Below are 25,600 nucleotides of genomic sequence, written 5' to 3'. Positions count from 1 at the left end.
TCCGGACGATGAGGAGTACCCATGGCGCGATCAACACGCCTTAGTGATCAAGAGCTGGGCAACGAGCCCCTCCGGCAGGCGCAGGACGGTGCAGCGGCTGCCGATGGGGCACATGCCGATGCCGGGCGGCCGGGCGGTGCAGCCCGCCAGGGTCAGCGCCCAGGCACCATCAGGAAGGCCTCCGGGTCCAGGCCGCCGGGCGCGCTCTGGTCTGACGGCCTGGGCAGGGCAGGCACCCGCGCAGCCCAGGTTCTGCTGGTTGTGCTGGTGGTCGCCGTCTCCGTCTTCGCGCTGATGCAGATCAAGCTCCTGGTGATCCCCGCCCTGATCGCCCTGATCCTGGCAGCAGCGATCGGCCCGTTCGTGAACATGCTCCGCCGCCGCGGGATACCGGGCGGCCTGGCCACCGGCATGGCGTTCGTGGCGCTGCTGGTGATCCTGGCCGGCGTGTCCACCGTCATCTATTTCTCCGTCCGGAACCAGTGGGGCGAACTGGCGGCGCAGGCCTCCTCCGGCCTCGACGAGCTGGAGCAGTTCCTGCTGACGGGGCCCATCCCCATCGAGCAGGAACAGCTCAACCAGGCACGGGAGGCGGTGGTGCAGTTTGCCACCAGCAGCCAGGTCCGCTCCGGCGCGGTCACCGGGCTGTCCGTGGTGACCGAATTTATTGCCGGGGCCAGCCTCATGGTGGTCATCCTGTTCTTCTTCCTCAAGGACGGCGCCAAGATCTGGGACTTCTTCCTCCGCCCCTTCTCCGGCCAGCGTGAAGCCAAGCTGCGCCGGTCCGGACGCCGCACGCTCGAGGTTTTGGGCGGCTACGTCCGCGGCACCGCGATCGTGGCCCTGGTGGATACCGTGGCCATCGGTGCGGCGCTGCTGATCATGCAGGTACCGCTGGCCATTCCGCTGGCCATCATCGTCTTCATTACCGCCTTCATCCCGCTGGTGGGGGCCACGGTCGCAGGCATCCTGGCCGCCCTCGTGGCGCTTGTTGCCAACGGGCCGGTGGTGGCCCTCATTGTGGTGGCCGTCGTCGTCGCGGTCAACCAGCTGGAGGGCGACCTCCTGCAGCCGGTCGTCATGGGCAAGTCGCTTCAGCTCCACGCCCTGGTGATCCTCATGGCATTGACTGCCGGCACCATCCTGGCCGGGATCGTGGGCGCGGTCCTGTCCGTGCCGCTGGCGGCGGTGGCCTGGGCCATCATCCAAGTGTGGACAGCCGAGGACCCGGACCTGAAGGACATGAACCCGGACCTGCCCCCCGCCAATACGCAACCGGTCTAGTGGGCTCCGCCCCAAGCACCCCGGACACGGCAGCGGCCCGGCACTTACGTGCCGGGCCGCCGTCGTCAGCTTCTTACTGCGTGTCCGCCCTACTCGCCGCGGAGGCCTGCAAAGACGTTCTTGGGCCGCTGCATCTCGCCGTGCTTGGCGCCGAGGATGATCACCAGGGCTGCGAAGCCGGGGATGGCCCACTGCAGGAGCTTGAGCTGCTGCTGGGCCGTCCTCAATTCGTCCGAGGCCGCGCCGTGCGGCTCCGTTGCGCCTTCGGCGCCTTCACCGGCAAGCTTTTCCACCTTCTTGCCCAGGATGCCCGAGTACAGGGTCACCGCGGCGCCCACCACGGTGACCGCCGTCTTGATGACGGTGTCGCGGGCCACGCCCTCCTGCTTGGCGATGCGGCCCTTGTTCTCCCAGGCGATGGCGAGGTCCGCCACCAGGTGGGAGGCGAAAGCCGCCGTCTGGAACGGCGCCCACTTCATCCAGCCGGCACTGGAAAGCCGGGTGCGCTCGGCGGGGTCCTTGGCCTGGGCCGCCGCGCCGTTGAGTCCGATTGCGCCCATGAGTGATCCGCCAAACCATGCTGCCGCGGTCAGGTCGTGAACTGAACGGGCAATGAGGTTTCCTGCCATGATGTGCGTTCCTAACGTTGTGAACTGGTTCCGGGTTTTGCCGCTGTGCAGCGGACTTCGCTTGCCTGTTCCATCGAGGTATGGTGCGCCCATGGTAAGCACACTTACTAATATTACGAAACCCCGTCCCGGGCGGGGGCAACCGCGTAATATCGTCGCCATGGGAAAAACAGGAACATTGTTCGGCTGGGCCTTCGGGGACCCCGCCCGTGAAAGTGACGGCGGCTACGTGGACGGCCTGCAGCGCGAGGCGCTCAGGAATGCGCGGGAAACCGCCAAAGCCAAGGGCGTGGAGGCGGTCACCGGGTCCGAGGTGTTCACCGTCCTCAGTGCGGACGATTCCCTGGTGGAACTGGACAACGCCCCGGGCCAGCTGGTGGTCCGCTGCACCGTGCACGTGGAGGGACCGGGCGCGGAGAAGCTGAGGGCCGAAGGGCCCATGAACGGCTGAACCATGTCCGACGGCGATTCCACCCTCAGCCAGGCAGCAGACGCTGTCGAGGAGGCGTCCAACCACAAGGCCCTGGACATCCTGGCCCGCACCGGATTTGCCGTCATGGCGGTGCTGCACATCATCGTTGGGGCCATCGCCGTTGCCATCGCCCTCGGCCATCCGGGCGATGCCGAACCCACCGGCGCCATCGCCCAGCTCGCGGACAACCCGTGGGGACCCGTGGTCATGTGGGGGTGCGTGGCGGCCTGCCTGGGCCTTGCCCTGTGGCAGGCCAGCGAAGCGACGTTGCGCGCACGGAGCCTGGCCCGCAAGGAACGGCTGGCCAAGCTGGTCTCCTCGGGATTCCTGGCCATCGCATACGGCAGTGTGGGCCTTACGTTCGCGGGCTTCGCCCTGGGCCAGCGCAGCGACTCGGGAGACAACACCCGGGACTTCAGTGCCAGCCTGATGGCCAACCCCCTGGGGCCGTGGGTCCTGGTGGCGCTGGGGCTGACCATCCTGGGCATCGGCATCTACTTCATCGTCAAGGGAATCCGTCGCGGCTTCAAGGAGGAGCTGTTCCACTTCGACGGCACCCGGCGCGGCAGGCTTATCGACAGCCTGGGCGTCACCGGCCATGTGGCCAAAGGGATAGCGCTGGACCTCACGGGCCTGTTGTTCGTGATCGCCGCGGCCAAGCACCGGCCCGAGGAATCCACCGGCCTGGACGGCAGCCTCAAGGCCCTGCAGCACCACCCGTTCGGGCCCACACTCCTGGTGGCCATTGGCGCCGGCTTCATCGCTTACGGGATTTTCGCGCTGATCCGGGCCCGGTTCGGGCGCATGTAGTCCGCCGCTTTATGGGTAGGAAGGAAGTATGACCCAGCAGCCGCGCGTTCTTTCCACCGTCACCGGGAGTGCCGGGCAGGCCTTTGCCGCCCTCTTCCGGCTCCTCAAACTCGCGCGGCCGGACCGGCCCATCCACCCCCAGGGCCTGGGCCTGGCCGGACAGCTCACCAGGACCGGCAACCCCGCACAGCCCAGCGGCATCGACTGGCTCGATTCCCCGGGGACCGACCCGGTGGTGGCCCGCGTTTCACGGTCCCTGGGCCTGCCGCAGGCGCTGCCGGACATCCTGGGCCTGGCGCTCCGGGTTTCGCCGACCAGTGCTTCCGCCGGTTCCTCGACCCCTGCCGCTGCCTCCGCTACCAACCCCGCGGACGTCCTGTTTGCCTCCACCGGCTGGGGACTGCCGGGCAGGTTCCTCCTGATGCCGCGGCTGGACATTGCGGGAGCCACCCTGACCACGCTGATGCCGTACCGCGGCCGGACGGGCCCGGTGCTGTTGGGACTGCGGACGCTGAACCTGCCTTCGGGGTCGCCGGCCTCCGGCGAATGGGTGCTGGGACTGTCCTGGGCCAGACCCGGAGGGCCGTGGCGGGCGTGCGGTGAACTGCGGCTGAACGCGGGTGCTGACCCCGCGGACATCCCGCTGCGTTTCGACCCCCTTGAGAACCAGCCGCCGGGCGCCCGGACGTACGCCTGGACCCGCCGCCTGCGGAAGCCGTCCTACCGGGCCGCACGGCGGGCCCGCACCTCCCGCCGTCGGACATTTGAAGGACACCGGACGCCGGCGGGGTCCGCCGAAGCACCCACCAAAGCATGACCGGAACCGGAAGGAACTCCATGTCCACCGTCTCGCAGCTGTTCACCTCCCCCGCGGCCGACGTATGGCGGGTCATCGCCGACGGCTGGCTGTATTCCGGCTGGGTGGTGGGCGCATCCCGGATCAGGGACGTGGACGCCGAATGGCCCCGGCAGGGTTCCCGGCTGCACCACTCCGTGGGCGCCTGGCCGCTGGTGATTGATGACAGCACCAGCGTGGCGGCCGTCGAGCCAGGCCGCTCGCTGGAACTGGTGGCGCGGGGCTGGCCGATGGGCGAGGCCAAGGTGGAGATCACGCTGGAGGACCGGGGCGACCAGTGCCTGGTGACCATCGCCGAGGATGCCATCCGCGGCCCCGGCAAGCTGATGCCGAAATTCCTGCGGGACCCGCTGATTTCGGCGCGGAACCGCGAGACCCTGCGTCGCCTGGAGCTGATGGCCGTTGGCGGCGCTGGTAAGCAACAGGGTTAGGGCATATTAAAGCAGGAACCGCGGGACCAATGGCCCCGCGGTTCCTGGCTGATTTTGCGTTGAATCGGTGCGTTAGACCTGCGCGGCCACCCCGTCGCGGGAAATGTCCACCATGTCCTCGCGCGGCACCACCTTGATGCGCTCACGCTTGACCTCCACGCCGTGCGATCCCCCGGCCTCAGTGGCAGCTGCACCCAGTGCGAGTTCGTGCGCGTCCAGCGCCAGCCAGCCTTCCCAGCTGGTGAACTTCACGCCGCGTGCGTCGAGGAGTTCGGTGACGGCGTCCTCCTTCGGTGCCGAAGCGACGGGAAGGTTTTCGCGGTCTTCCAGCAGGTAGGTGACGGTCTCCAGGGCGTCGCCCTTGGTGTGGCCGATGAGGCCGACCGGCCCGCGCTTGATCCAGCCGGTGGCGTAGATGCCCGGCACGTGGTTGCCGTCGGAGTCCAGGACGCGGCCGCCGTCGTTCACCACAACGCCCTTCTTGTGGTCGAACTCCACGTCCGGGAGGGCGGAACCAAAGTAGCCGATGGCGCGGTAGACGGCCTGGACCGGGTAGTCCACGTACTCGCCGGTGCCGCGGGCGTTGCCGGTGCCGTCCAGCTCGGTGCGCTCAAACTTGATGCCGGCCACCTTGCCCGGGGTCTCGGCGTCGTCATAGATCTCCACCGGGCTGTGCAGGAAGTGCAGGTGCAGGCGGCGGGACGCCTTGAGCTCGGAGACGTCCTCGGGCTGCTCGGCAATCCAGTTGGTGAGCGTGCCCACCATGGTCTTGGTCTGGTTGTTGGTCTGGATCTGGCGGTCCGATTCCTCGTCGAACTCGAAGTCCTCCGGGTACAGGATGATGTCCACGTCCTTGGAGTGGGACAGCTCGCGCAGCTCCAGCGGGGTGAACTTGACCTGGGCGGGGCCGCGGCGGCCGAAGACGTGCACGTCGGTGACCGGGGAAGCCTTCAGACCGGCGTAGACGTTGTCCGGGATCTCGGTGGTGAGGAGGTCGTCGGCATGCTTGGACAAAACACGGGCCACGTCCAGGGCCACGTTGCCGTTGCCGATCACCGCGATTTCCTTGGCCTCGAGCGGCCATTCGCGCGGGACATCGGGGTGGCCGTCGTACCAGGAGACGAAGTCGGCGCCGCCGAACGAGCCCTCCAGCTCGATGCCGGGGATGTTCAGGTCCGCGTCCTTGATGGCGCCGGTGGCGAAGATGACGGCGTCGTAATGGGTCCGGAGGTCCTCAATGGTGAGGTCCGTGCCGTAGTCCACGTTGCCGAAGAAGCGGATGTCGCCGCGGTCCAGCACCTTGTGCAGGGCGTTCACGATGCCCTTGATGCGGGGGTGGTCCGGGGCCACGCCGTAGCGGATGAGGCCGTAGGGTGCCGGGTAGCGGTCAAAGAGGTCGATGCTGACGGTCAGCTCGCCGCTTTTGACGGCTTCGCTCTTGGTGAGGATGTCAGCGGCGTAGACGCCGGCCGGGCCGGAGCCCACGACGGCGACGCGCAGCGGACGCGCAGCAGTTCCTACGGTGGTGCTGGATGACACGGCTGTGTTCCTTTTCTTCGTTCCGGCCCAACTGGCTCGCATTTGTTGTCGTTTTGACGGCTCAGAACGACAACAACTGCCAGTCAGTTGGGTGGGGCTAGGTGGTGAGGACGGTCTTGCGGGGGCTGTTCGGGGTGGTGGTGCTGTAGTCAGCGGTTTTGAAGTGCGACGGCGCGAAGGGGCTCACGCGCACCACGTCACCGATGACAATCACGGCAGGATTTGCGACGCCGGCCGCCTGGGCCTGGTCGGCGATGGAACCGAGCGTGCCAATGGTGACGCGCTGGTCCGGCAAATAGCCGTTTTCCACGATACCAACCGGGGTGTCCTGCGGCAGGCCGGCTTCGCCCAGCGCGGACGCGGATTCGCGCAGCTGGCCGACGCCCATGAGCAGGACGATCGTGTGGTCCGGACGGGCGGGTACCTCGGAGAGTTCCTCGTGGCCGGTGACCACGCTGAAGCCCTTGGCCAGGCCGCGGTGGGTGACGGGAATGCCGGCTGCTGCGGGAACGGAGATTGCCGAGGTGACGCCGGAGACCACTTCAACCTCGACGCCGTGCTGGCGGCAGTATTCGGCTTCCTCGCCGCCGCGGCCCAGCACGTAGGGGTCCCCGCCCTTGAGCCGGACAACGCGGTGTCCCTTGAGGGCTTCCTCGACGAGGATCCGGTTGATCCCAGCCTGCGGAACGGGGTGGTGGCCGGGGGTCTTGCCGACTTCGATGATCCGGACGTCCGGGGCGAGTTCGTTGAGCAGTCCGCGGGGGCCCAGACGGTCGGCGACCACGACGTCGGCCTGGCCCAGGAGACGGCGGCCGCGGACCGTGATGAGGCCCGTATCGCCGGGACCGCCGCCAACCAGCGCGACGGATCCCTGGTGTGCGCGGCGGCGGCGCAGCGGCAGGTCGCCGGTTTCGAGGGCGGTGGCCACGGCATCGCGCACGGCCATGGCCCGCCGCGGGTCGCCGCCGGCGTTGATGGCGATCTTGACGTCGTCCACCTCCGCAACGGCGGGAGTCCAGGCGGCGGAAGCTTCATGGTTGGAGGCGTTGACGCACCAAACGCGCTGTGCCTCGGCGTCGGCCGACACCTGGGCGTCCACGGCGGAATCGCCGGTGGCGGTCTGGACGAACCACACGCCGTCGACGTCGCTGGAAAGGTAGGGCCGCGCTTCCCAGGTGAGCAGGCCGGCGCCGGCCATCTCCAGCAGCGCGGGCGAGGCAACCGGAGCCACGACGGTGACCACGGCCCCTGCGTCGAGCAGCCCCTTGGCGCGGCGGGCGGCAACGGGGCCGCCGCCCACCACCAGCACCGGGCGGCCGAGCAGCCGCAGCGCCGTGGGGTAAATGTCCTGAATTGCCATGAATCAACGGTAGGTCCGCGTCACATTCGCCCACAAAGGCCGAGCAACACCAGTTCACGTAAGGTAATGCTGCGTCACAAACGTTTAGCCGCAGCGGCGAGGAACCTGCCCCTGCGGACGATGAGGCGCTCCAGGTACCGGGCCAGGAACAGGCGCTCGACGGCGCGGCCCAGGACCCCCAGCGGGGCGGTGAACTCCACCCGGTCAACCATCAGGCTTCCCGTGGCAGTAGGCGCGAATTCGTGGACGTGCCGGAAGGCCTTGAAGGGGCCCTTGACCTGTTCGTCGGTAAAAACTGCGCGGGTAATCGAAGGCGGTAATGCGGCTGGTCATGGTGAGCGGTATGCCGAGGTGCCTGGCTCGCCACGTTACTTCCTGGCCTTCCCCGATAAGCCCGGTTGTCACCCCTCCCACCGCCCGCTCGCCCGCTGTCCGCTGCGACTCCAAGTGGATGTCAATGCTGCGCGCCCGGTCGAAGAGCTGCTCCACGGGGAGCGGGGACGCGGTGCGGCACTCGAAGCTGGCGGTCATGGCGCCAGTCTGCCACGGCCCGTCCTGGTGGGCGCCGGCGGTCGCGGGGCACTTTGGCGCGTTCCGGCGTCGAACCGGCCCTGAAACCCGGCGTGTCCGTGTCAAAGTGCCCCGGTTCCGTCAGGTCAGGGCACAGGACAGTCAGGGCGCAGGACAGTCAGGGCACAGGACAGTCAGGGCACAGGACAGCAGAGAGCCCGACGGCGGGACTCGCCGTCGGGCTCTCAAGGTGCCTGGGTGCGGGCTGACTTAGCGGGTGCTGCCGGCCAGCAGGCCGCGGCGGCGCAGGAGCCGCTTCTCGATGGGGCCGAACACCAGAAGCTCAATCAGGATGCCGACCGCGAGGATCAGCAGGATGGCGGCCATGACCACGCCCATATCGGACAGGGTCCGGCCCTGGTCCAGCAGCGACCCCAGGCCGAAGCCGATGGTGCCGCCCACAGCGATGATCTCCGCGGCCATGAGGGAGCGCCAGGAGAAGGCCCAGCCCTGTTTGAGGCCGCCCAGGTAGCCCGGCAGCGCGGCCGGGAGGACAATCTGCAGGGCCATCTGCAGCCGGGACGCGCCAAGCACCGTGCCCACCCGGCGGTACTGCGGCGGGATCTGGTCCACGCCGGAGATGAGCCCGTTGATGATGGACGGGATGGCGCCCATGAACACCACGAAGTACACGGTGGCGTCGGTAAGGCCGAACCAGATAATGGCCGCGGGGACCCACGCCACGGAGGGCAGGACCTGCAGTCCCGAAATGAGCGGTCCAAACGCGCGCCGCAACGGTGCCACCTGGGCCAGCAGCAGGCCGACCGGCGTGGCGATGGCCACCGAAATCAGGAAGCCCACCACGCCGCGCTGCAGCGACGTCCAGACTGATTCCTGGAACTTGCCGTCGCCCCAGAGAACGCCCAGCTGGCCAAGGACGTCCAGCGGCCCGGGAACCAGGTCGCGCCGTTTAACGCCCAGGGACACGTAGAACTGCCAGACCAGCACCAGCACCAGCAGCGCGGCTACGGGCAGGAGGATGCGGCTCCAGTCGATCCGGTGTTTGCGGTCGGCGTCGGACTGCAGCGAGTCAAGGCCGGATTCCAGCTCCCGGAGGTCCTCGTTGCCGGTGGACGTCCGGGTCAGGGCGGCATGGACTGGCTCGCGCGTTTTGGTTTCGTCGGGCTCAACCACCGGCGCGGAGCCGGACAGGGACTTACTTGGCATGGCGGCGAATCTCCTCCCGCAGCCGGGCGGTGATGACCCCGGTCAGCTGGCCGGCGAGCCCGGCGTCGGTTCGGTGTTCCTCGGTGACGGCCCATTCCTGGACCACGCGGCCGGGGCGCGAGGACAGCAGCAGGACGCGCTGGCCCAGCCGGACGGCCTCGCGGACGTTGTGGGTGACGAAGACGATGGTGCGCCCGGTTTCCTTCCAGATGCGTTCCAGCTCGTCGTGCAGCAGGTCGCGGGTGATTGCGTCCAGCGCGGCGAACGGCTCGTCCATGAGCAGCAGCTGCCGGTCCTGGGCCAGCGAACGTGCCAGCGAGACGCGCTGCCGCATGCCGCCGGAGAGCTCGTGCGGGCGCTTGTCCCCCGCCGTCCCCAGGTGCACCAGTTCCAGGAGCTCCTGGGCCTTGGCCTTGCGCTCGGCCTTGCCCACCCCGCGGAGCTTGAGGGCCAGCTCGATGTTTTCCCGGGCGGTGAGCCACGGGAAGAGGGCGGCGTCCTGGAACATGAAGGCGGCGCCGTCGCTAGGTACTTCCAGGGCGCCCGACGTCGGCGCTTCGAGTCCCGCGATGATGTTCAGGAGGGTGGATTTGCCGCAGCCGGAGGCACCAAGGAGGGCAACGAACTCGCCCTGCTTGATGTTGGCGTTGACGTCGTCCAGTACCGGGGCGCCGTCGCCGAAGCGCTTGCCCAGGTGTTCCAGTACGACTGGCATGGTGCCGTCCTTAGGTAGTGGGGGTGGGTCAGTCCTGGCCGAGTCCGGCCGCAGAAATCTTGTCGGTACCGCCGGTGACCTGGTTGAGGGCACGGAGGTCGAAGAGGCCGTTGATGTCGGCCTTCTTGGTGGTGCCGGCCTCCACGCCGTCCTGGAGGAGCTTGGAGTAGCTGCCGGCCAGGGGGTCCAGGGTGAAGGTGATGTTGGCCAGCGACCTGGTAAGGACATCTCCCGGCAGTGCTGCCCCGGCGGTTTCCTGCAGGGCGGAGTTGATGAGCTCCGCCTTCTGGCCGGCCGGCGCCGAATTGAGCCACGCTACCGATTCCGCGTTCCCCTTCAGCAGCGCCTTGACCGTGTCCGGGTGGTCCGCGGCGAACTTCTGGTTCACGATCAGGATGGTGGTGGGGAACTCGCCCGGCTTGCCGGTGCCGGTTCCGTCCCACAGGTCCTTTTCGTCCACCAGCACCTGGGCGCCGGCCTGGAGCACCAATCGTGAGGCCCACGGCTCAGGCAGCCACGCGCCGTCGAGCTTTCCGTCCTGGAACAGCTTGAGGGACTGGGCGTTGTCTGTGGGGTTGATGGCGACATCGCCGCTGCCGTCCACGTTGGTCTTGTAGCCCTGCTTGCTGAGCCAGGCCCGGAGGGCCACGTCCTGCGTGCCGCCGAGCTGCGGGGACGCGAGCGTCTTGCCCTTGAGGTCGGCGGCGGAGTTGATCCCGGGCCTGACCACCAGCTGTGCACCGCCCGCCGCGGCGCCCGCAATCACCCGCACGGACTGGCCCTGGCTCTTGGCGAACGAGTTGATGGCCGGATTGGGGCCGATGTAGGCGGCGTCGATGGCACCGGCATTCAGGGCCTCGATGGCTGCCGGGCCGGCGTTGAAGGTTTCGGTGCTGAGCCTGGTGCTGCCCAGGGCGTGCGCGAGGAACCCCTTTTTGATGCCCACCAGGGCCGCGGCGTGGGTGACGTTGCCGAAGTAGCCCAGCTTCAGTTCCGCGGCCGGGGTGGGCTCGGCGGCCTGCGCCTCGCTGTTGCGGGAAATGTTCGAGGCCACGATGGCGCCGACGGCGATCAGCAGGACCAGCCCGATGGCCAAGGCAGCCTCGACGGCGCGCCTGCGCGTGGGAACCGCGCTTTCGCCTGCCACGATGCGGGTCATCCCGGGCTTGGAACTAGTCATTGTTTCACCATAGGGAGTGGCCCAAACCCGTTCAACGACGCGGAAACGGGGGGTCACGCACGTTCATCTAGCGTCACATTTGGCCGCACTCCTGCCCTGTTTCGCAGATTCAGTTGCCTTTGACGTTGACCAGCTGCCGCAGCTTGTGCCGCACCGTGACCAGGTCCGCGGCATCCTGCATGACCTGGTCGATCGGCTTGTACGCGGCCGGGATTTCGTCAATGAAGGCCTCCGAGGCGCGGAACTCGATGCCCCGCATGGCCCGCTTCAGCTCCTCCAGCGTGAAGGCCTTCCGGGCAGCGTTCCGGGAGTACTCACGCCCCGCCCCGTGCGGTGAGGAGTTCAGCGACGCCGGGTTGCCACGGCCCACCACAACATACGACGCCGTCCCCATGGACCCGGGGATAAGTCCGGGATCTCCGGGGGCGGCTTTGATGGCGCCCTTGCGGGACACCCACACGGACTTGCCGTAATGCGTCTCCAGCTCGGTGAAGTTGTGGTGGCAGTTGATCCGCTCGCGTTCCCGGACCGGCCCGCCCACCCAGTGGCTGAACTGGGTTCTTACGCGGTCCATCATCTCCTCCCGGTTCAGCAGGGCGAAGTGCTGGGCCCAGCGCAGTTCGGCGATGTACCGCTCGAACTGCGGGGTTCCCTCGTCCAGGTACGCGAGGTCCGGGTGCGGCAGGTATATCTGGTTCTTGCGGCTGATATGCCGGGCGACGCCGATGTGGTGCTGGGCGATCCTGTTGCCGATGCCCCGCGAGCCCGAATGCAGGAAGAGCCACACGCCGTCGTCCTCATCTGCGGACACCTCGATGAAGTGGTTCCCCGAGCCCAGGGACCCCAGCTGCAGCTCCCACTTGGGAACGTACTGGGCAGGGTTGAAACCGGCCTTCGCGGCCCGCTGCTTCAGCTCCGCGATCCGCGGCTGCGCCGTGGGAAGGACCTGCCTGTTGTTATGCCCTGCCGATAAGGGGATGACCCGCTCGATGTCCTCCCGGAGGCGCTTGCGGTCCTTGGGCAGGTCCTTCACGGAGTACTGGGTGCGGACCGCGATCATGCCGCAGCCGATGTCCACGCCAACCGCGGCCGGAATGATGGCGCGCAGCGTGGGGATGACGGAGCCCACGGTGGCGCCCATGCCCAGGTGCGCATCCGGCATCAGCGCCAGGTGCAGGTAGATGAACGGCAGGGCCGCGGTCATCACTGCCTGCTCGCGGGTCTTGTCATCCAGGATGGACGCCCAGTTGAGGAGCTTCGGGCTGATGGTCTCCATGCTTTCGCCTCCTCTGACAACCTTACGAGACGGCAAAACCGCGGCTTGTTCGCGCGTCAGAACCTTCACGGTCCGGATCTGCGAACAAGCCGCGGTTTCGAAAGGAGTACCTAGATGCTGTAGCGCTCGTCCTCGTGGTCGCCCGGGTGGTCCTTGACCAGGCCGGCGGCCAGCGTGTTGCCGTCCAGCGGGTCGATCACCAGGAATGCGCCGGTGCGGCGGTGGTGCAGGTAGTTCTCCAGCGGCAGCGGGGCGGCGAGCCGGAGCTGCGCGTGCCCGATGTCGTTCAGTTCCAGGCTGGAGGCGCCTTCAAGCTTGAAGGTGGCCAGGTCCAGCTTGCCTGAGACGCTGCGGACCATCGCCTGCACCGTCCGGGTGCCGTGCTTGACCAGCACCTTCTGGCCTTCGCGGAGCGGCTTCGGGGACAGCCAGCACAGGGCGGCGTACAGGTCGGCGGAAGCCTCGCGGACGGTGCCGGCGGCCGCGATGGTGTCACCGCGTGCGACGTCGAACTCGTCCGCCAGCCGGATGGCCACCGACTGCGGGGCGGCGGCTTCCTGCAGGGAAGCCCCGGCAAAGTCGATGCCCACCACGGTGGTGGTCCGCGGTGCCTGGCCCGGTGTCAGCACGGACACCTGGTCCCCCACCTTTACGGAGCCTTCGGTGATCTGGCCGGCGTAGGCGCGGTAGTCGCGGAACGCCTCCACATCCAGGCCGGCGGCGACGGCGTCGGGGGCCAAGGCGCCCTGCGGCCGGATGACCAGCTGCACCGGGAAGCGGAAGCTTTCCAGGTGGCTCTCCAGTTCATCGGCGGCTGGCAGGGTCTCCAGGACCTCCAGCAGTGCGGGGCCGGTGTACCAGGGGGTGCGCTCGGAGCGCTCCACCACGTTGTCGCCGTCGAGAGCGGAGACCGGGATGACCAGGAGGTCGCTGATGCCGTCGGCGCCCAGGCCCAGTTCGCGGCCCACCTGCTGCACGTCGGCTTCGATCCCGCGGAACACGGACTCGCTGAAGTCCACCAGGTCGATCTTGTTCACGGCCACGATCACGTGCGCCACGCGCAGCAGCTGCAGCACGGACAGGTGCCGGCGGGTCTGCTCCAGCACACCCTTGCGGGCGTCAATGAGCACGACGACGGCATCCGCAGTGGACGCGCCGGTCACCGTGTTCTTGGTGTACTGCACGTGCCCGGGGCAGTCGGCCAGGATGAAGCTGCGCTGGTCGGTGGCGAAGTAGCGGTAGGCCACGTCGATGGTGATGCCCTGTTCGCGCTCGGCGCGCAGGCCATCGGTCAGCAGGGCCAGGTCGATGCCGCCCTTGTCGCCGCCGAAGCCGCGGTCGGCCGAGGTGCGGGCGACGGCGTCGAGCTGGTCAGCCAGGATGGCCTTGGAATCGTGAAGGAGGCGGCCCACCAGAGTGGACTTGCCGTCGTCGACCGATCCTGCCGTGGCGAAGCGGAAGAGCGTGGTGGGCAGGGCCGTTTCCAGGTCTGCCGGGAGAACTGCTTCGGTGGTCATTAGAAGTACCCGTCCTTCTTGCGGTCTTCCATGGCGGCCTCGGAGATGCGGTCATCTGCGCGGGTGGCGCCACGTTCGGTCAGGGTGGAGGCGGCGACTTCCACCACGACATCGGACACGGTGTAGGCGTTGGATTCCACAGCGCCGGTGCAGGACATGTCCCCCACTGTGCGGTAGCGGACGGTCTTGGTGATGACTTCCTCGCCGTCGCGGGGCTGGGACACTTCGCCCACCGCGCGCCACATGCCGTCGCGGGCGAAGACCTCACGCTCGTGGGCGTAGTAGAGGCCCGGCAGCTCGATGTTCTCGCGCTCGATGTAGCGCCAGATGTCCAGCTCGGTCCAGTTGCTGATGGGGAAGGCCCGGACGTGCTGGCCCACGGTGTGGCGGCCGTTGTAGAGGTTCCACAACTCGGGGCGCTGGTTGCGCGGGTCCCACTGGCCGAACTCGTCGCGGAGGCTGAGGATGCGCTCCTTGGCGCGGGCCTTGTCCTCGTCGCGGCGGCCGCCACCGAAGACGGCGTCGAACTTGTTCTGCTGGATGGCGTCCAGCAGGGGGACGGTCTGGAGCGGGTTGCGGGTGCCGTCGGCGCGCTCGGCCAGCTCGCCGCGGTCGATGAACTCCTGGACGGAGCCCACCACCAGCTTCAGGCCCAGCCGCTCAACGGTGCGGTCGCGGAAGTCGATGACCTCGGGGAAGTTGTGGCCGGTGTCCACGTGCAGCACGGGGAACGGCACCTTGCCGGGCCAGAACGCCTTGGTGGCCAGGTGCAGCATCACCACGGAGTCCTTGCCGCCGGAGAACAGCAGCGCAGGCTTCTCGAACTCGGCAACAACCTCGCGGATGATGTGGATGGCCTCGGACTCCAGGGTGTCCAGGCTGGACAGGCGCGTGGATACGGCGGCGTCAGTCACCTGGGTCTCCTCGGTAAGTGAAGTGCTCATACGTGTAGTCCGCATTCTGTCTTGTCGGTTCCTGCCCAGCGGCCGGCGCGGGGGTCCTCGCCGGGTGCCACCTTGCGGGTGCAGGGCTGGCAGCCGATGGAGGGGTAGCCCTGGGAAAGGAGCGGGTTGACGGGCAGGAGGTTGTCGTCGGAGTACTGGACCAGCTGGTCGAATGTCCAGGCGGCCATGGGGTTGACCTTGACCAGGCCGTTCTTCTCATCCCAGCCGATCAGCGGCGTGTTGGTCCGGGTGGGGGCTTCGTCGCGGCGGACGCCGGTGAACCAGAGCTCGTAGCCGGCCAGGGTGCGCTGCAGCGGGGCCACCTTCCGGAGGGCGCAGCACTGGGCGGCGTCGCGGGCAAAGAGGTCCTTGCCCAGGAGCCGGTCCTGCTGCTCCACAGTGTTTTCGGGGAGCACGTCCACCACGTTGACGCGGAGGTTCGCGGCCACCTCGTCACGCGTGGCGTAGGTTTCCGGGAAGTGGTAGCCGGTTTCCAGGAAGAGGACGTCGACGCCGGGCATCTGGTCCGCCACCAGGGCGGGCAGGACGGCGTCGGCCATGGAGCAGGCGACGGCGACGGCGGGCAGTTCGAAGTTGCGCTCCACCCAGGCGATGACATCGCGGGCAGGGGCGTCCCAGCCGAGTTCGGCCGCGCCGGCTTCAGCCAGCGCCTTGAGCTCCTCGACGGGACGCTTGGCGGGTGCGGGTGCCAGGTGTTTTGCCATTACTGCAATGCCTCCTCGTCTGCTGCGTGGGCCCATTCGGCGAAGGTCTGGCCTTCGGCACGGTCGGCCACGAACCGGCGGACCACCCGCTCCACGTAGTCGGGCAGGTCGTCCACGTACACCTTCAGGCCGCGGACGGTGCGTCCCAGCCCTGCTTCCTCGCGGTCGTTGGAAGCCAGCCCGCCGCCCAGGTGGACCTGGAAACCCGGGGAGGGGTCGCCGTCGGGCGTTGGCAGCATCATGCCCTTCAGGCCGATGTCCGCCGTCTGGATGCGGGCGCAGGAGTTGGGGCAGCCGTTGATGTGCAGCGACAACGCCTGCGGCAGCTGGCCCGAGCCGGCGAGGTCGGCCAGGCGGCGCTCCAGCTCGGCCACGGCCGTGGCGGCGGTGTGCTTGGTCTCCACAATGGCCAGCTTGCAGTACTCGATGCCGGTGCAGGCGATGGTGCCGCGGCGGAACACGGACGGACGGGCGGACAGGCCCAGGGCGTCCAGTTCAGCCACCAGGGGCTCAACCTGTTCCTTCTCGACGTCCAGGACCACCAGCTTCTGGTGCGGGGTGGTGCGCAGGCGCCGGGAGCCGCGGGCCTCAAGGGTGTCCGCGAGCTTGACCAGCTGGGCACCGGACAGCCGGCCGGCCAGCGGGGTGGCGCCGATGAAGAACTTGCCGTCCTTCTGCTCGTGCACGCCGATGTGGTCGCCCGGTGCGGTGGGCTTGGGCGCGGCGGGACCGTCGGCCAGCTTGTAGCCCAGGTATTCGTCCTCGAGGATCTGGCGGAACTTCTCCGGACCCCAGTCAGCCAGCAGGAACTTCAGGCGGGCCTTGGTGCGCATGCGGCGGTAGCCGTAGTCACGGAAGATGCTGGTGACGCCCAGCCACACGTCCGCGGCCTGCTCCGGCTTCACGAACGCGCCCAGGCGCTTGCCGAGCATCGGGTTGGTGGACAGCGCGCCACCCACCCACAGGTCGTAGCCGGCGCCGAATTCGGGGTGCTTCACACCAACCAGGGCGCAGTCGTTGATCTCGTGCACCACGTCCTGGCTGGGGTGGCCGGTGATGGCGGTCTTGTACTTGCGCGGGAGGTTGGACAGCAGCGGGTTGCCGATGAACCGCTCCCCCAGCTCCTCGATGAGCGGGGTGGGGTCGATGATCTCGTCCTTGGCGATGCCCGCCACGGGCGAGCCCAGGATGACGCGGGGAACGTCCCCGCAGGCCTCGGTGGTGGACAGGCCCACGCCTTCCAGGCGGTTCCAGATCTCGGGGATGTCCTCCACGCGGATCCAGTGCAGCTGGATGTTCTGGCGGTCGGTGAGGTCGGCGGAGTCGCGGGCGAAGTCCACGGAGATCTGGCCGATGACGCGCAGCTGCTCGGTGGTCAGGGCGCCGCCGTCGATCCGCACGCGCAGCATGAAGTACTTGTCCTCGAGCTCGTGCGGCTCAAGCGTTGCGGTCTTGCCGCCGTCGATCCCGGGCTTGCGCTGGGTGTACAGGCCCCACCAGCGGAACCGGCCGTGCAGGTCCTGGCCGGGGATCGCGTCGAAGCCCTCTTTGGCGTAGATGGTCTCGATACGCTCGCGCACGTTCAGGCCGTCGTCTTCCTGTTTCCAGGTTTCGTTGGCATTCAGGGGCGTCTTGCCGTCCACCTTCCACTGCCCGTGCGGCTTCGCAGCAGGACGGGACGGGCGGGCGGGGCGCTTGGTGGCAGCGGAGTCCGCGGACGCTCCGGCTAGAGCTGTATCAGTCATGCATCGACTGTAGGTCCCGCCCGAATTGCGTCACAAAGGGCCGGAAACGCTAAGTCACCTAGGGAAATATTTCGTCACGAAACGCCGGAGGGCCTTGAAGATGCCACCCTCCTGTGCATCCGCGGCGGGTGCGGCCGGGGCCGGTGCGGCGGCTTCCAGGGGTGCCGCTGCCGGTGCTTCCGCAGGGGTCCCGTTCATCGTTGCGACGGCGGCGTCGTACCTGTCCAGCGCGATCTCGGCGAGCACGGGGGACGGCAGCAGGGGTTCGGTCACGACGTCGGCTCCTGCCTTGGCCAGCTGGTCGTGGAAGAAGCCCGGCGCCAGGAGGTAGGAGGCAATCACCACCCTTCCGCCGACGTCGACGGCCCCGGCGGACTCCCCCGCCCCGGCACCTCCTTCAAGTTCCTCCCGAAGCATCGCGACGGCGTCGGGCACTGAGGGCTTGGCCGAGGCACCGTAGGCGGCCACGATCCGGTTGGACCGGAGCTCCTGGAGCTGGCGCAGCAGCTCCTCCACGCTGACGGCGGCGTTGGGGTTGGACGAGCCGGCGGCGGCAAGGACGATGACGTCGTTGTCCGTGGTCCCGGCTTCGCGCAGCCGCTGGTCCAGCAGTCTGGCGAGCCGCGGGTCGGGGCCCAGCGGTGCGGCGGCCGCACTGCCCGGACGGCTCTTCACGGCCCGCGCGATGTCCACCTTCACGTGGTAGCCAACGCTGAGCAGCAAGGGAACCACCACGGCGGCCTCCCCCTCCGGCAGGCCCGCCACCACATCCACCAGGTCCGGCTGCTGGACGTCCACATAGGCTTCCCGGACGTCGAGGCCTGGCCGCAGTTCAGCAATGGCGGCGCGCAGGGCGTTGACCTCCGCGGCCCCCTGTGTGTTGGACGTCCCATGGGCACAGGCGATCATGATGGGGCTGTTCATAGGGGCTAGCGTAACGTTGGAGCCGCCCTGTCCGCCCTCTTTGAAATACCGGGACGCCCCATGACATTCGCCTTTGACAACTCCCCGGTGTGGCTGGATCTGCTGGGCGTGTTTTTCTTTGCCGTCTCGGGCTCGCTGCTGGCGGCGCGGAAGCAGATCGACATTGTGGGATCGCTGCTGCTCGCTTCCCTGGTGGGGCTCGGCGGAGGCGTCATCCGGGACATCATCCTGGCCATTGTTCCGGCGGCCTTCACCAATCCGGCGTACCTGGCCCCGCCGCTGCTGGCCACGGTGCTGGTCTTCTTCCTGTTCTCCAGCGTGCAGCGCTACACGTCCCTGCTGATCCTTTTCGACGCCGCGGGCCTGGCCCTGTTCTGCATGACCGGCACGCTCAAGGCGCTGGCAACGGGCCTTAACCCGGTGGCGTCCGTGCTGCTGGGGGTGACGACGGCGGTGGGCGGAGGGCTGCTGCGGGACATCACCGCCAATGAGGTTCCCGAACTGTTCAACCCCAAGGACATCTACGCGCTGCCGGCTTTTGTAGGGGCTGCCATGACTGCCGTGCTCTGGGTCTTCGGCGTGTTCAACGTCCTCACGGCGGCCGCCATCGCGGCAGTGGTTTTCACGTTCCGGGTCCTGGCGTGGCGGCGTTCCTGGCAGGCCCCCCTCGCAGTCCGCGGGTGGCACCGGCGCGGCACCGATCCAGGGCTGTGAGTGCTGCCCCGGTGTCATTTTGGGGTGCTCCGCATTGGCTAGGATATGAGCATGACTGACATGTTCCTCGAGAAGTTCCGTGCGCTTGTTCCGAAGTATCTCGAGGATGAATGGCAGGAAGAGGACGGCCTGACCCCGGAGGAACTGGATAAGGCCCTCGCCGGGCACCAGTTCCAGATCCCCCTGGTATTGCGCGAGTTCTACCTGGCCCTTGGCGGCTGCGAGGACCTCATGGAGGCCTACCACTACTTCTGGGACCCCGAAGAGCTCGAGGTCGACGACGAGGGCTTCCTCATGTTCCTCGAGGACGAAGAGGAACAGTTCACCTGGGGCTTCCGCGTAGGAGACCTCAGCGTCCCCGATCCCATCGTGTACCGCCGCAACAATGCCCGCGGCCAGTGGAAGTCCGAGGAAGGCACCTTCTCCGAATTCGTCTTCGACATGTTCGAGTGGGCGTTCGAGGACGAAGAGGAAGAGTAGGGACTCCCCGCTTCGGCTGGGCTGCCTTGCTGCGGTCCTGGGGCACTTTGACACGGACACGCCGTGATGCCAGCCTGTTTTGCCAACTGTCGCGGCCAAAGTGCCCCGCGACCGCGGGAACTCACCGCGCACTGAATGATCCCCGCCGGCTCTGTTCCAGCACCGCCAGGACCTGGTCCACCATCACCCCGGGATGGTGGACCACATCCGCATAGCCGAACCTCAGGCAGAGACGCCCGCCGACCACTGTGGCATTGTTGCGTGCCCTGTCCTTCTTAACCTGCTTTGCCTCCAGGTGGCTGGCGCCGTCGGTTTCCACCACCAGGAAATCCTCAATCAGGAAGTCCACTTCGCCTACGCCCGGGAGCTCCACGTGCCGGCGGACATGGAGGCCGGCCCTGTGGAAGTGGTAGTTGGCCAAGACTTCCAGGAGCGAGTCCGCCCGCGGAATTACGTGATCCAGGACTGACCGGGCGCGGGCGTTGCGGTTCCCGGGAAGCTTGCGCCGCAGGAAGTCCACCGTCACATCTCCGCGTTGCGCGGCGCACTGGACCATTAGCAGCCCCTCCAGTTCCGGCAGGCAGTGCAGGGCATGGATGAGGACGTCGGCCAGGCCTGCCACCGGCAGCCAGGGATGGACAGGGTGGCGGATCCGGCCGTGGGTGAGGGTGCCCGGCACTGTCTTCCTGTGCCCAGGGCTCAGATGGACCACACCCGCCTTCTCCATGGTCCATAGCTGATAAATGGGGGCAGCGGAAAGGCAGGTCACGAGCGCATTGTGCTGCAGCGCCAAACCGAGCACGCCGCCTTCCACCGGCAGGCCATAAACACCCCGCCGGAACCTCACGATGAGGCCTGCTGCCAGGAACTTGTCCACCCGCGTTCTGGGGAACCCCGCCCGGTGCAGTGCTGCAGTCCGGGCCACCCCTCCCCGGCGACGGAGAAAAGCCTCAATATCCATGGCTCCACGGTCCCCTGTACCTTGCCGCAAGCGACAGTTCCGGGCCGCGCCATGTGGAGAACCTGCAGTCGTGGGGCACTTCGACACGGACCCGCCGCGGGTTCAGCCCTGTATGCAGGGGCGGCCCTCAATGTGCCCCACGACGGCCGCAAAGGCAGCCCTGAAAAATCTTTGACACCGGCAGTAACAAGGGACTTGCGCATTATGACAAAGCTGTCATAAGCTATTCACGGATCCGCTAAACGCCTCCGGCGGGTCTGATGCGAACGGAGAGATGGCCCCGGTTCACAGCAGCTTCGGTTGTTGAGGACCGGGGCTGTCCCGTTAAGCGGGGGCACAAGAAGAAGCCCGGCACCAACTGGATAAACCAGGGGAACCGGGCTCCTAGAAACCAAGGATCAGCTGGCGCGGTCCACCACGGCCAGCGCGAAGTTGGACAGCGACTCCTTGACCACGCCCTCGGGCAGCGGGGCCAGGGCAGCGATGGCTTCGTCGGCCCAGCGGCGTGCCACCACCCAGGACTGAGCAGTGACAGGGTGCTCGCGCAGCCCGGCCACGGCGGCAGCCAGTGCATCATCAGAGGACAGGTCGCCGTCAATCAGCGTCAAAAGGTCGACGGCGGACTGGTCACCGTCAGCGGCAGCCTTGCGCAGGAGCAGGACGGGCAGGGTGGGAACGCCTTCACGCAGGTCCGTTCCGGGCGACTTGCCGGACTTCACCTTCACGCCGGTTACATCGATGACGTCGTCGGCCAGCTGGAACGCGACGCCCACCTTCTCGCCGTACTCCACCAGGATGTCCTCAAAGGCCTCGTCGGCGCCGGAGAAGATGGCACCGAACTGGCCGGAAGCTGCCACCAGCGAGCCGGTCTTGTCCGCGATCACGGAGAGGTAGTGCTCCACCGGATCCTCGTCAGGGCGGGGCCCCACCGTTTCGTGCAGCTGGCCCAGGCACAGCCGCTCAAACGTGCGGGCCTGGATGCCCAGCGCACGCCCGCCGAGTTCGGACACCAGGATGGAGGCCCGGGCAAAGATCAGGTCCCCGGTCAGGACGGCCACGGAGTTGCCCCATACTTCGTGGGCCGTAGGGGCGCCGCGGCGGAACGGCGCGGAGTCCATAACGTCGTCGTGGTACAGGGTTGCCAGGTGCGTCAGTTCCACCACGACGGCGGCCTGCACCACTGCGGGCAAGGATGCGTCCCCGAGGTGGGCGCAGAGCAGGGTCAGCAGCGGCCGGATGCGCTTGCCGCCGGCTTCCACCAGGTGGCGCGACGTTGCGTCAGCCAGCGGATCCGAATTGGCGATGGCTTCCCGGAGTTTCTTCTCCACCTTGGCCAGGTTGTTGGTGATGGCCGGCCCCAGCTCGGCGTCCCCCGCGATGGCCGCGAAGCCTGCCGGCAGCTGGAGGCCCGTGGCAATGGCGGTGGTGTTGAGGCTGGGTTCGGAGTCCGGCAGGCCGTGCCCGGCGTGCGTCCAGCTGTGGTCTGCGGATTTGGTCACGGGTTAACCCTAACTTTTTGTTGCGGATACCGCTGATTCGGAGCTGACGGGGTATTGGACGTGGCCGGAACCAGCGATTCCAGGACGCGGATCACCCGGTCCTCGAAGCCTTTGGCGGTGGGGTCCGTGAGGTTGGCAAGGAGCCTGACCACGAACCGCATGAGAACTGGGATTGGCATGCCTGTCCGCAGCGCGAGTTTCATGACGGCCGGCTTGCCGATCAGCGCGGCGAAGGCCCGGCCGAGGGTAAAGTGCGAGCCCCACTCGTCCCGCACGTAGTCCGCGTACCGCGAAAGGTGCGCGTCGGCGTCGTACGTTCCGCCTGCTGCCATGGAGCGCGAGGAGGCGTCGATGATGAACTCCGCGGCAAAACGCGCCGACTCCATCGCGTAGGAGATGCCCTCACCGTTGAACGGGGACACCATGCCGCCGGCGTCGCCCAGCAGCAGGAGTCCCGGCGAGTAGTGCGGGGTGCGGTTGAAGCCCATGGGCAGCGCGGCGCCGCGGATCTCCCCCACCTGGTTTTCCGGTGTGAAGCCCCAGTCGGCGGGCATGCCGGCGGTCCATTCACGCAGGACCTGCTTGTAGTCGAGCTTGCCGAATTCCTTGGAGGAGTTCAGGATGCCCAGGCCCACGTTGGAGGTGCCGTCGCCCACGCCGAACACCCAGCCGTAGCCGGGCAGCAGCTTGCCGTCACGGCCGGGAAGTTCCAGCCAGCCTTCCATCCAGTCGTCGTCGGTCCGCGGCGAGGTGAAGTAGGTGCGGACGGCGACGCCGAGCGGCCGGTCGTCGCGCTTCTGGATGCCGAGTGAGACAGCGGTGCGGGTGGAGTTGCCGTCGGCGGCCAGGACGACGTCGGCACTGAAGTCGTGCGTCTGGCCCGTCTTCCGTCCGGACTCGTCAAGGAGCGCTGCGCGGACCCCGGTGACCCGGCCGTCGTCGTCCCGGAGGGCATCGGTGACGCTGTGCCGCTCGAGGATGGTGGCACCCGCGGCCTGGGCGTGCCGGGCCAGTTCCTCGTCAAAGCCAAGCCGGGTGCGGATCAGGCCGTACTGCGGGAAGTCGGACACCTCGGGCCAGGGCAGTTCGATGGTGCGGCCGCCGGCGATCAGGCGCAGGCCCTTGTTCCGCCGCCAGCCGTCGTTCTCAGGGTGCGGCAGGCCGAGCTTCTGGATCTCGCGGACGGCCCGGGGCGTGAGCCCGTCGCCGCAGACTTTCTCGCGCGGGAAGCTGGTTTTCTCCAGGACCGTGACATCGAGGCCGGCCTTGGCGAGGTAGTACGCGGCGGTGGATCCGGCAGGGCCGGCGCCGACAATCAGTACCTTCACAGGTCAGCGGACGATGTTGCGGCGCAGCTTGGCCACCGGGCCCTTGTGCGCGGCGATGGCGGCAGCGCCGCCGTTGGACGGCGGGGCGGGCTTGAAGGCGCGGTGGACTGCCACGATGCCGCCGGTCAGGTTGCGGTAGGTGACATTCTCCCAGCCGGCCTCCTGCAGCCAGGCGGCCAGGTGGTCCTGGTCCGGCCAGGCACGGATGGACTCGGCCAGGTAGACGTAGGCGTCGGGGTTGGAGGCGACCTTGACCGCGATGGCCGGCAGGGCCCGCATCAGGTATTCGGTGTACATGGTGCGCCACAGCGGGACCACGGGCTGGGAGAACTCGGCGATGACCAGCCGGCCGCCCGGCTTGGTGACGCGCAGCATCTCCAGCAGCGCCTTCTTGGGCTCGTTCACGTTGCGGAGGCCGAAGGAGATGGTGGTGGCATCGAACGTGTTGTCAGCGAACGGCAGGTTGGTGGCGTCACCGGCAATGAAGTTGATGTCCGGGCGGCGGCGCTTTCCCACCTTGAGCATGCCCAGGGAGAAGTCGCAGGCCACCACGTCTATGCCGGCGTCGGCATATGGCTCGCTGGAGGTCCCCGTTCCGGCCGCGAGGTCCAGGACGCGCTGGCCCTTGGAGACTTCCATCGCGTCCACCACGATCCTCCGCCAGCGGCGGGTCTGCCCCATGGAGAGGACATCGTTGACGACGTCGTATTTCGGTGCGACGTCGTCAAACATCGTGGCTACTTCGTCCGGACGCTTATCCAAGGATGCTCGGTTCACCATGACATTGTCTCAAATGTTCCCGTGCGTGCTGACCAGCCCTTTTTTGCCCACTCAAGCCTGCATCAGGGTGCCGGGGAGGCCACCGTGTACGCGGGAGTAGTGTTGTCTCATCATGACGAGCACGTTCCGCACCTTGACAGTCCCCCTGGATGGCAAAGCGTTCCCCGGGGGGCTGCCTTCGTTTCTGGTCAGGGACGATGTCCTGTGCTGGACCCGCAGGGAAGCCGGGCTGGCCGGGTTTGGCGAGATTGCGCGCTTCACTGCCACCGGGCCGGACCGGTTCCTGGAGGCGGACATCTGGTGGCGGCACCTGGTCCTCGAGGCTGAGGTCGCGGACTCCGTGGAGCTGCCCGGCACTGGCCCCGTCGCATTCGGCTCCTTTGCCTTTTCCAAGACTTCCGCCCACGAGTCGCGGCTGATCGTGCCCGAGATCGTGGTGGGCGTGCGGGACAACCAGGCATGGCTCACGCAACTGACGTTCGACGACGGCCAGCTCACCGAAGAGTCGGCCCTCGCCGCACTGGACCGCTGGCTCAGCGGTGCTTCCGCCGAAGACCCGGACGTTGAAGGCACGACGGTGGCAGCGGACTCCGCCGGGGACGCTTCCCTGGGCGGCGTGCCCGGCAAAGCCCGCGGCGCCGTCGTACGCCCCCTCCCTCTGGCGGCCGGCGCAACGCTGCACACCGGTTCCCTCAGTGAGGAAGCCTGGATGGAGGCCGTGGCCGCCGGTGTTGCCGAGATCCGCACGGGGGCACTGGAGAAACTGGTGCTGGCGCGGGACGTTGTGGCTACAATTCCTTCCGGCGTACATGCCGCGGACGTGCTGCGCGAACTTGCCGCACGGTACCGCGAATGCTGGACGTACGGCGTGGACGGGCTGGTGGGGGCCACGCCCGAGATGCTGATCCAGGTGGAGGGCCGCACCGCGCAGGCGCGCGTGCTGGCCGGCACCCTGGACCGCCGCGACGCGCACGGCGAGGACGGTCCGCCCATGGATTACGCTACGCGCGTGCTCGCCGGCTCCGAGAAGCAGCGGCATGAGCACGAGATTGCCATCCAGTCCCTGACCAGGCAGCTGGCGCCGTTCTCGGAGGCCATGAATGCGCATGATGAGCCCTTCATCCTGGAGCTGCCCAACGTGTGGCACCTGGCCTCGGACGTCAAGGCGGAACTCACCGAGGTGGAGGGCCACGTGCCCACCTGCCTGGCCCTGATCAACGCCCTGCACCCCACGGCAGCTGTCTGCGGAACTCCCACGCTGGTGGCGGGCGAACTGATCCGGAAGCTGGAACATCTTGACCGCGGCCCCTACGCCGGTCCGGTGGGCTGGCTGGACGCTGCCGGGAACGGCGAATGGGGCATCGCCCTGCGCGGTGCGGTCATCGAGTCGACCGACACCGTGAGGCTATATGCCGGCTGCGGCATCGTTGACGGCTCGCAGCCCAAAGCCGAGCTGGCCGAAACGTGGGCCAAGTTCCGGCCCATGCTGGAATCGCTGGGCATCAAGAGCTGATTTTCCCCCGGATTGGGTACGAGGTCTGGGATTACAGACTCTTCCCGCTCCTAAAGGCTTGCTTTTGCCCCCGCTACAGTTATCCAATAGTGAAACTTAGTTGCGTGTGACGTACCTCTCTTGTTGAGCGTTACACTATAAGCCGCGTTAGTACCTCATAGCCCCTGCAACAAAAGGTAAG

24 protein-coding genes and 1 pseudogene are annotated in these 25,600 nt (G+C 67.7%); 8 read left to right on the top strand and 17 right to left on the bottom strand.

All coding sequences use genetic code 11. The features are described 5' to 3' along the window. Positions 1 to 21: 21 nt before the first annotated feature. Entirely contained in the window at positions 22 to 1,284 is a 1,263-nt protein-coding gene (locus tag ASG79_RS18340; RefSeq protein WP_056393015.1) for an AI-2E family transporter, read from the top strand. A gap of 89 nt (positions 1,285 to 1,373) precedes the next feature. Here the strand turns inward: ASG79_RS18340 and ASG79_RS18335 are convergent, their stop codons facing one another. Next, positions 1,374 to 1,913 carry a hypothetical protein gene (locus ASG79_RS18335; protein ID WP_056393014.1) on the bottom strand — a complete coding sequence of 180 codons (540 nt, stop codon included), beginning with the start codon at positions 1,911 to 1,913 and terminating at the stop codon, positions 1,374 to 1,376. Positions 1,914 to 2,073: 160 nt separating this feature from the next. On the opposite strand from ASG79_RS18335, the gene ASG79_RS18330 reads away from it, so the two are divergent. From ASG79_RS18330 to ASG79_RS18315, 4 genes are read left to right on the top strand one after another with little or no spacing between them, the layout of a single operon-like run. Then, positions 2,074 to 2,364, top strand: coding sequence for a hypothetical protein (locus tag ASG79_RS18330; RefSeq protein ID WP_026265726.1), 291 nt, complete (start codon positions 2,074 to 2,076; stop codon positions 2,362 to 2,364). A gap of 3 nt (positions 2,365 to 2,367) precedes the next feature. Further along, on the top strand, positions 2,368 to 3,195 hold the full coding sequence (locus ASG79_RS18325) for a DUF1206 domain-containing protein (RefSeq protein WP_056393012.1): 828 nt from the start codon (positions 2,368 to 2,370) through the stop codon (positions 3,193 to 3,195). Positions 3,196 to 3,223: 28 nt separating this feature from the next. Then, positions 3,224 to 4,012: a hypothetical protein gene (locus ASG79_RS18320; RefSeq protein ID WP_056393009.1), complete on the top strand. Its 789-nt coding sequence runs from the start codon at positions 3,224 to 3,226 to the stop codon at positions 4,010 to 4,012. 20 nt (positions 4,013 to 4,032) lie between these two features. Continuing rightward, positions 4,033 to 4,482, top strand: coding sequence for an SRPBCC family protein (locus ASG79_RS18315; RefSeq protein WP_056393008.1), 450 nt, complete (start codon positions 4,033 to 4,035; stop codon positions 4,480 to 4,482). A 72-nt stretch (positions 4,483 to 4,554) separates the two neighbouring features. On the opposite strand, the gene ASG79_RS18310 is transcribed toward ASG79_RS18315, so the two are convergent. From ASG79_RS18310 to ASG79_RS18255, 12 genes and pseudogenes are all read right to left on the bottom strand, one after another. Then, complete coding sequence (locus ASG79_RS18310) at positions 4,555 to 6,021, bottom strand: FAD-dependent oxidoreductase (protein WP_056393006.1); 1,467 nt, start codon at positions 6,019 to 6,021, stop codon at positions 4,555 to 4,557. Positions 6,022 to 6,118: 97 nt separating this feature from the next. Beyond that, on the bottom strand, positions 6,119 to 7,381 hold the full coding sequence (cobA, locus tag ASG79_RS18305; RefSeq protein WP_018769011.1) for a uroporphyrinogen-III C-methyltransferase: 1,263 nt from the start codon (positions 7,379 to 7,381) through the stop codon (positions 6,119 to 6,121). Between the two features lie 74 nt (positions 7,382 to 7,455). After that, a pseudogene (locus ASG79_RS18300) lies at positions 7,456 to 7,912 on the bottom strand (SRPBCC family protein). Between the two features lie 249 nt (positions 7,913 to 8,161). Further along, positions 8,162 to 9,118: an ABC transporter permease gene (locus ASG79_RS18295; protein WP_018769009.1), complete on the bottom strand. Its 957-nt coding sequence runs from the start codon at positions 9,116 to 9,118 to the stop codon at positions 8,162 to 8,164. After that, a complete protein-coding gene (locus tag ASG79_RS18290; protein ID WP_056393004.1) occupies positions 9,108 to 9,833 on the bottom strand; it encodes an ABC transporter ATP-binding protein in 726 nt (241 codons plus the stop codon). The genes ASG79_RS18295 and ASG79_RS18290 overlap by 11 nt, the downstream gene beginning before the upstream one ends. 28 nt (positions 9,834 to 9,861) lie before the next feature. Beyond that, positions 9,862 to 10,992, bottom strand: coding sequence for an ABC transporter substrate-binding protein (locus tag ASG79_RS18285; RefSeq protein ID WP_018769007.1), 1,131 nt, complete (start codon positions 10,990 to 10,992; stop codon positions 9,862 to 9,864). A gap of 130 nt (positions 10,993 to 11,122) precedes the next feature. Next, positions 11,123 to 12,289, bottom strand: coding sequence for an RtcB family protein (locus ASG79_RS18280; protein WP_056393002.1), 1,167 nt, complete (start codon positions 12,287 to 12,289; stop codon positions 11,123 to 11,125). Between the two features lie 110 nt (positions 12,290 to 12,399). After that, complete coding sequence (locus ASG79_RS18275; protein WP_056393001.1) at positions 12,400 to 13,806, bottom strand: sulfate adenylyltransferase subunit 1; 1,407 nt, start codon at positions 13,804 to 13,806, stop codon at positions 12,400 to 12,402. After that, positions 13,806 to 14,750 carry a sulfate adenylyltransferase subunit CysD gene (cysD, locus tag ASG79_RS18270; protein WP_018769004.1) on the bottom strand — a complete coding sequence of 315 codons (945 nt, stop codon included), beginning with the start codon at positions 14,748 to 14,750 and terminating at the stop codon, positions 13,806 to 13,808. Before cysD ends, ASG79_RS18275 begins: the two co-directional genes overlap by 1 nt. Continuing rightward, positions 14,747 to 15,475 carry a phosphoadenylyl-sulfate reductase gene (locus ASG79_RS18265; protein ID WP_018769003.1) on the bottom strand — a complete coding sequence of 243 codons (729 nt, stop codon included), beginning with the start codon at positions 15,473 to 15,475 and terminating at the stop codon, positions 14,747 to 14,749. Before ASG79_RS18265 ends, cysD begins: the two co-directional genes overlap by 4 nt. Next, positions 15,475 to 17,220 (bottom strand): nitrite/sulfite reductase, encoded by a 1,746-nt coding sequence (locus ASG79_RS18260; RefSeq protein WP_056393000.1) that lies wholly within the window; start codon positions 17,218 to 17,220, stop codon positions 15,475 to 15,477. Before ASG79_RS18260 ends, ASG79_RS18265 begins: the two co-directional genes overlap by 1 nt. Before the next feature lie 54 nt (positions 17,221 to 17,274). After that, on the bottom strand, positions 17,275 to 18,144 hold the full coding sequence (locus tag ASG79_RS18255; RefSeq protein WP_018769001.1) for a sirohydrochlorin chelatase: 870 nt from the start codon (positions 18,142 to 18,144) through the stop codon (positions 17,275 to 17,277). Between the two features lie 60 nt (positions 18,145 to 18,204). Between ASG79_RS18255 and ASG79_RS18250 the strand changes: the two genes are divergently transcribed. Next, positions 18,205 to 18,858, top strand: a complete 654-nt coding sequence (locus ASG79_RS18250; RefSeq protein WP_018769000.1) for a trimeric intracellular cation channel family protein — start codon at positions 18,205 to 18,207, stop codon at positions 18,856 to 18,858. A 51-nt stretch (positions 18,859 to 18,909) separates the two neighbouring features. Continuing rightward, positions 18,910 to 19,338 carry a hypothetical protein gene (locus tag ASG79_RS18245; RefSeq protein ID WP_056392997.1) on the top strand — a complete coding sequence of 143 codons (429 nt, stop codon included), beginning with the start codon at positions 18,910 to 18,912 and terminating at the stop codon, positions 19,336 to 19,338. A gap of 121 nt (positions 19,339 to 19,459) precedes the next feature. On the opposite strand, the gene ASG79_RS18240 is transcribed toward ASG79_RS18245, so the two are convergent. From ASG79_RS18240 to ASG79_RS18225, 4 genes are all read right to left on the bottom strand, one after another. Next, a complete protein-coding gene (locus ASG79_RS18240; RefSeq protein WP_056392996.1) occupies positions 19,460 to 20,299 on the bottom strand; it encodes a type IV toxin-antitoxin system AbiEi family antitoxin domain-containing protein in 840 nt (279 codons plus the stop codon). 398 nt (positions 20,300 to 20,697) lie between these two features. Further along, positions 20,698 to 21,798, bottom strand: coding sequence for a polyprenyl synthetase family protein (locus ASG79_RS18235; RefSeq protein WP_056392994.1), 1,101 nt, complete (start codon positions 21,796 to 21,798; stop codon positions 20,698 to 20,700). Continuing rightward, the gene (locus ASG79_RS18230) at positions 21,795 to 23,126 is read right to left on the bottom strand and encodes a geranylgeranyl reductase family protein (RefSeq protein ID WP_056392992.1); all 1,332 of its coding nucleotides are present in this window, start codon (positions 23,124 to 23,126) and stop codon (positions 21,795 to 21,797) included. Before ASG79_RS18230 ends, ASG79_RS18235 begins: the two co-directional genes overlap by 4 nt. 3 nt (positions 23,127 to 23,129) lie before the next feature. Continuing rightward, a complete protein-coding gene (locus ASG79_RS18225) occupies positions 23,130 to 23,903 on the bottom strand; it encodes a demethylmenaquinone methyltransferase (protein ID WP_224084039.1) in 774 nt (257 codons plus the stop codon). A 115-nt stretch (positions 23,904 to 24,018) separates the two neighbouring features. On the opposite strand from ASG79_RS18225, the gene ASG79_RS18220 reads away from it, so the two are divergent. After that, positions 24,019 to 25,419, top strand: coding sequence for an isochorismate synthase MenF (locus ASG79_RS18220; protein WP_056392989.1), 1,401 nt, complete (start codon positions 24,019 to 24,021; stop codon positions 25,417 to 25,419). Positions 25,420 to 25,600: the final 181 nt, after the last annotated feature.

It is taken from the genome of Arthrobacter sp. Soil761 (assembly GCF_001428325.1).
Classification (GTDB): domain Bacteria; phylum Actinomycetota; class Actinomycetes; order Actinomycetales; family Micrococcaceae; genus Arthrobacter.
The sequence above is the reverse complement of the archived record's forward strand: the minus strand, read 5'-3'. Positions and strand labels throughout refer to the sequence as shown.

Bases quoted from the DNA above. Each gene is read 5' to 3' on its own strand.
- ASG79_RS18340 (WP_056393015.1), top strand. From the start codon at position 22: ATGGCGCGATCAACACGCCTTAGTGATCAAGAGCTGGGCAACGAGCCC.
- ASG79_RS18335 (WP_056393014.1), bottom strand. From the start codon at position 1,913: ATGGCAGGAAACCTCATTGCCCGTTCAGTTCACGACCTGACCGCGGCA.
- ASG79_RS18330 (WP_026265726.1), top strand. From the start codon at position 2,074: ATGGGAAAAACAGGAACATTGTTCGGCTGGGCCTTCGGGGACCCCGCC.
- ASG79_RS18325 (WP_056393012.1), top strand. From the start codon at position 2,368: ATGTCCGACGGCGATTCCACCCTCAGCCAGGCAGCAGACGCTGTCGAG.
- ASG79_RS18320 (WP_056393009.1), top strand. From the start codon at position 3,224: ATGACCCAGCAGCCGCGCGTTCTTTCCACCGTCACCGGGAGTGCCGGG.
- ASG79_RS18315 (WP_056393008.1), top strand. From the start codon at position 4,033: ATGTCCACCGTCTCGCAGCTGTTCACCTCCCCCGCGGCCGACGTATGG.
- cobA (WP_018769011.1), bottom strand. From the start codon at position 7,381: ATGGCAATTCAGGACATTTACCCCACGGCGCTGCGGCTGCTCGGCCGC.
- ASG79_RS18295 (WP_018769009.1), bottom strand. From the start codon at position 9,118: ATGCCAAGTAAGTCCCTGTCCGGCTCCGCGCCGGTGGTTGAGCCCGAC.
- ASG79_RS18290 (WP_056393004.1), bottom strand. From the start codon at position 9,833: ATGCCAGTCGTACTGGAACACCTGGGCAAGCGCTTCGGCGACGGCGCC.
- ASG79_RS18285 (WP_018769007.1), bottom strand. From the start codon at position 10,992: ATGACCCGCATCGTGGCAGGCGAAAGCGCGGTTCCCACGCGCAGGCGC.
- ASG79_RS18280 (WP_056393002.1), bottom strand. From the start codon at position 12,289: ATGGAGACCATCAGCCCGAAGCTCCTCAACTGGGCGTCCATCCTGGAT.
- ASG79_RS18275 (WP_056393001.1), bottom strand. From the start codon at position 13,806: ATGACCACCGAAGCAGTTCTCCCGGCAGACCTGGAAACGGCCCTGCCC.
- cysD (WP_018769004.1), bottom strand. From the start codon at position 14,750: ATGAGCACTTCACTTACCGAGGAGACCCAGGTGACTGACGCCGCCGTA.
- ASG79_RS18265 (WP_018769003.1), bottom strand. From the start codon at position 15,475: ATGGCAAAACACCTGGCACCCGCACCCGCCAAGCGTCCCGTCGAGGAG.
- ASG79_RS18260 (WP_056393000.1), bottom strand. From the start codon at position 17,220: ATGACTGATACAGCTCTAGCCGGAGCGTCCGCGGACTCCGCTGCCACC.
- ASG79_RS18255 (WP_018769001.1), bottom strand. From the start codon at position 18,144: ATGAACAGCCCCATCATGATCGCCTGTGCCCATGGGACGTCCAACACA.
- ASG79_RS18250 (WP_018769000.1), top strand. From the start codon at position 18,205: ATGACATTCGCCTTTGACAACTCCCCGGTGTGGCTGGATCTGCTGGGC.
- ASG79_RS18245 (WP_056392997.1), top strand. From the start codon at position 18,910: ATGACTGACATGTTCCTCGAGAAGTTCCGTGCGCTTGTTCCGAAGTAT.
- ASG79_RS18240 (WP_056392996.1), bottom strand. From the start codon at position 20,299: ATGGATATTGAGGCTTTTCTCCGTCGCCGGGGAGGGGTGGCCCGGACT.
- ASG79_RS18220 (WP_056392989.1), top strand. From the start codon at position 24,019: ATGACGAGCACGTTCCGCACCTTGACAGTCCCCCTGGATGGCAAAGCG.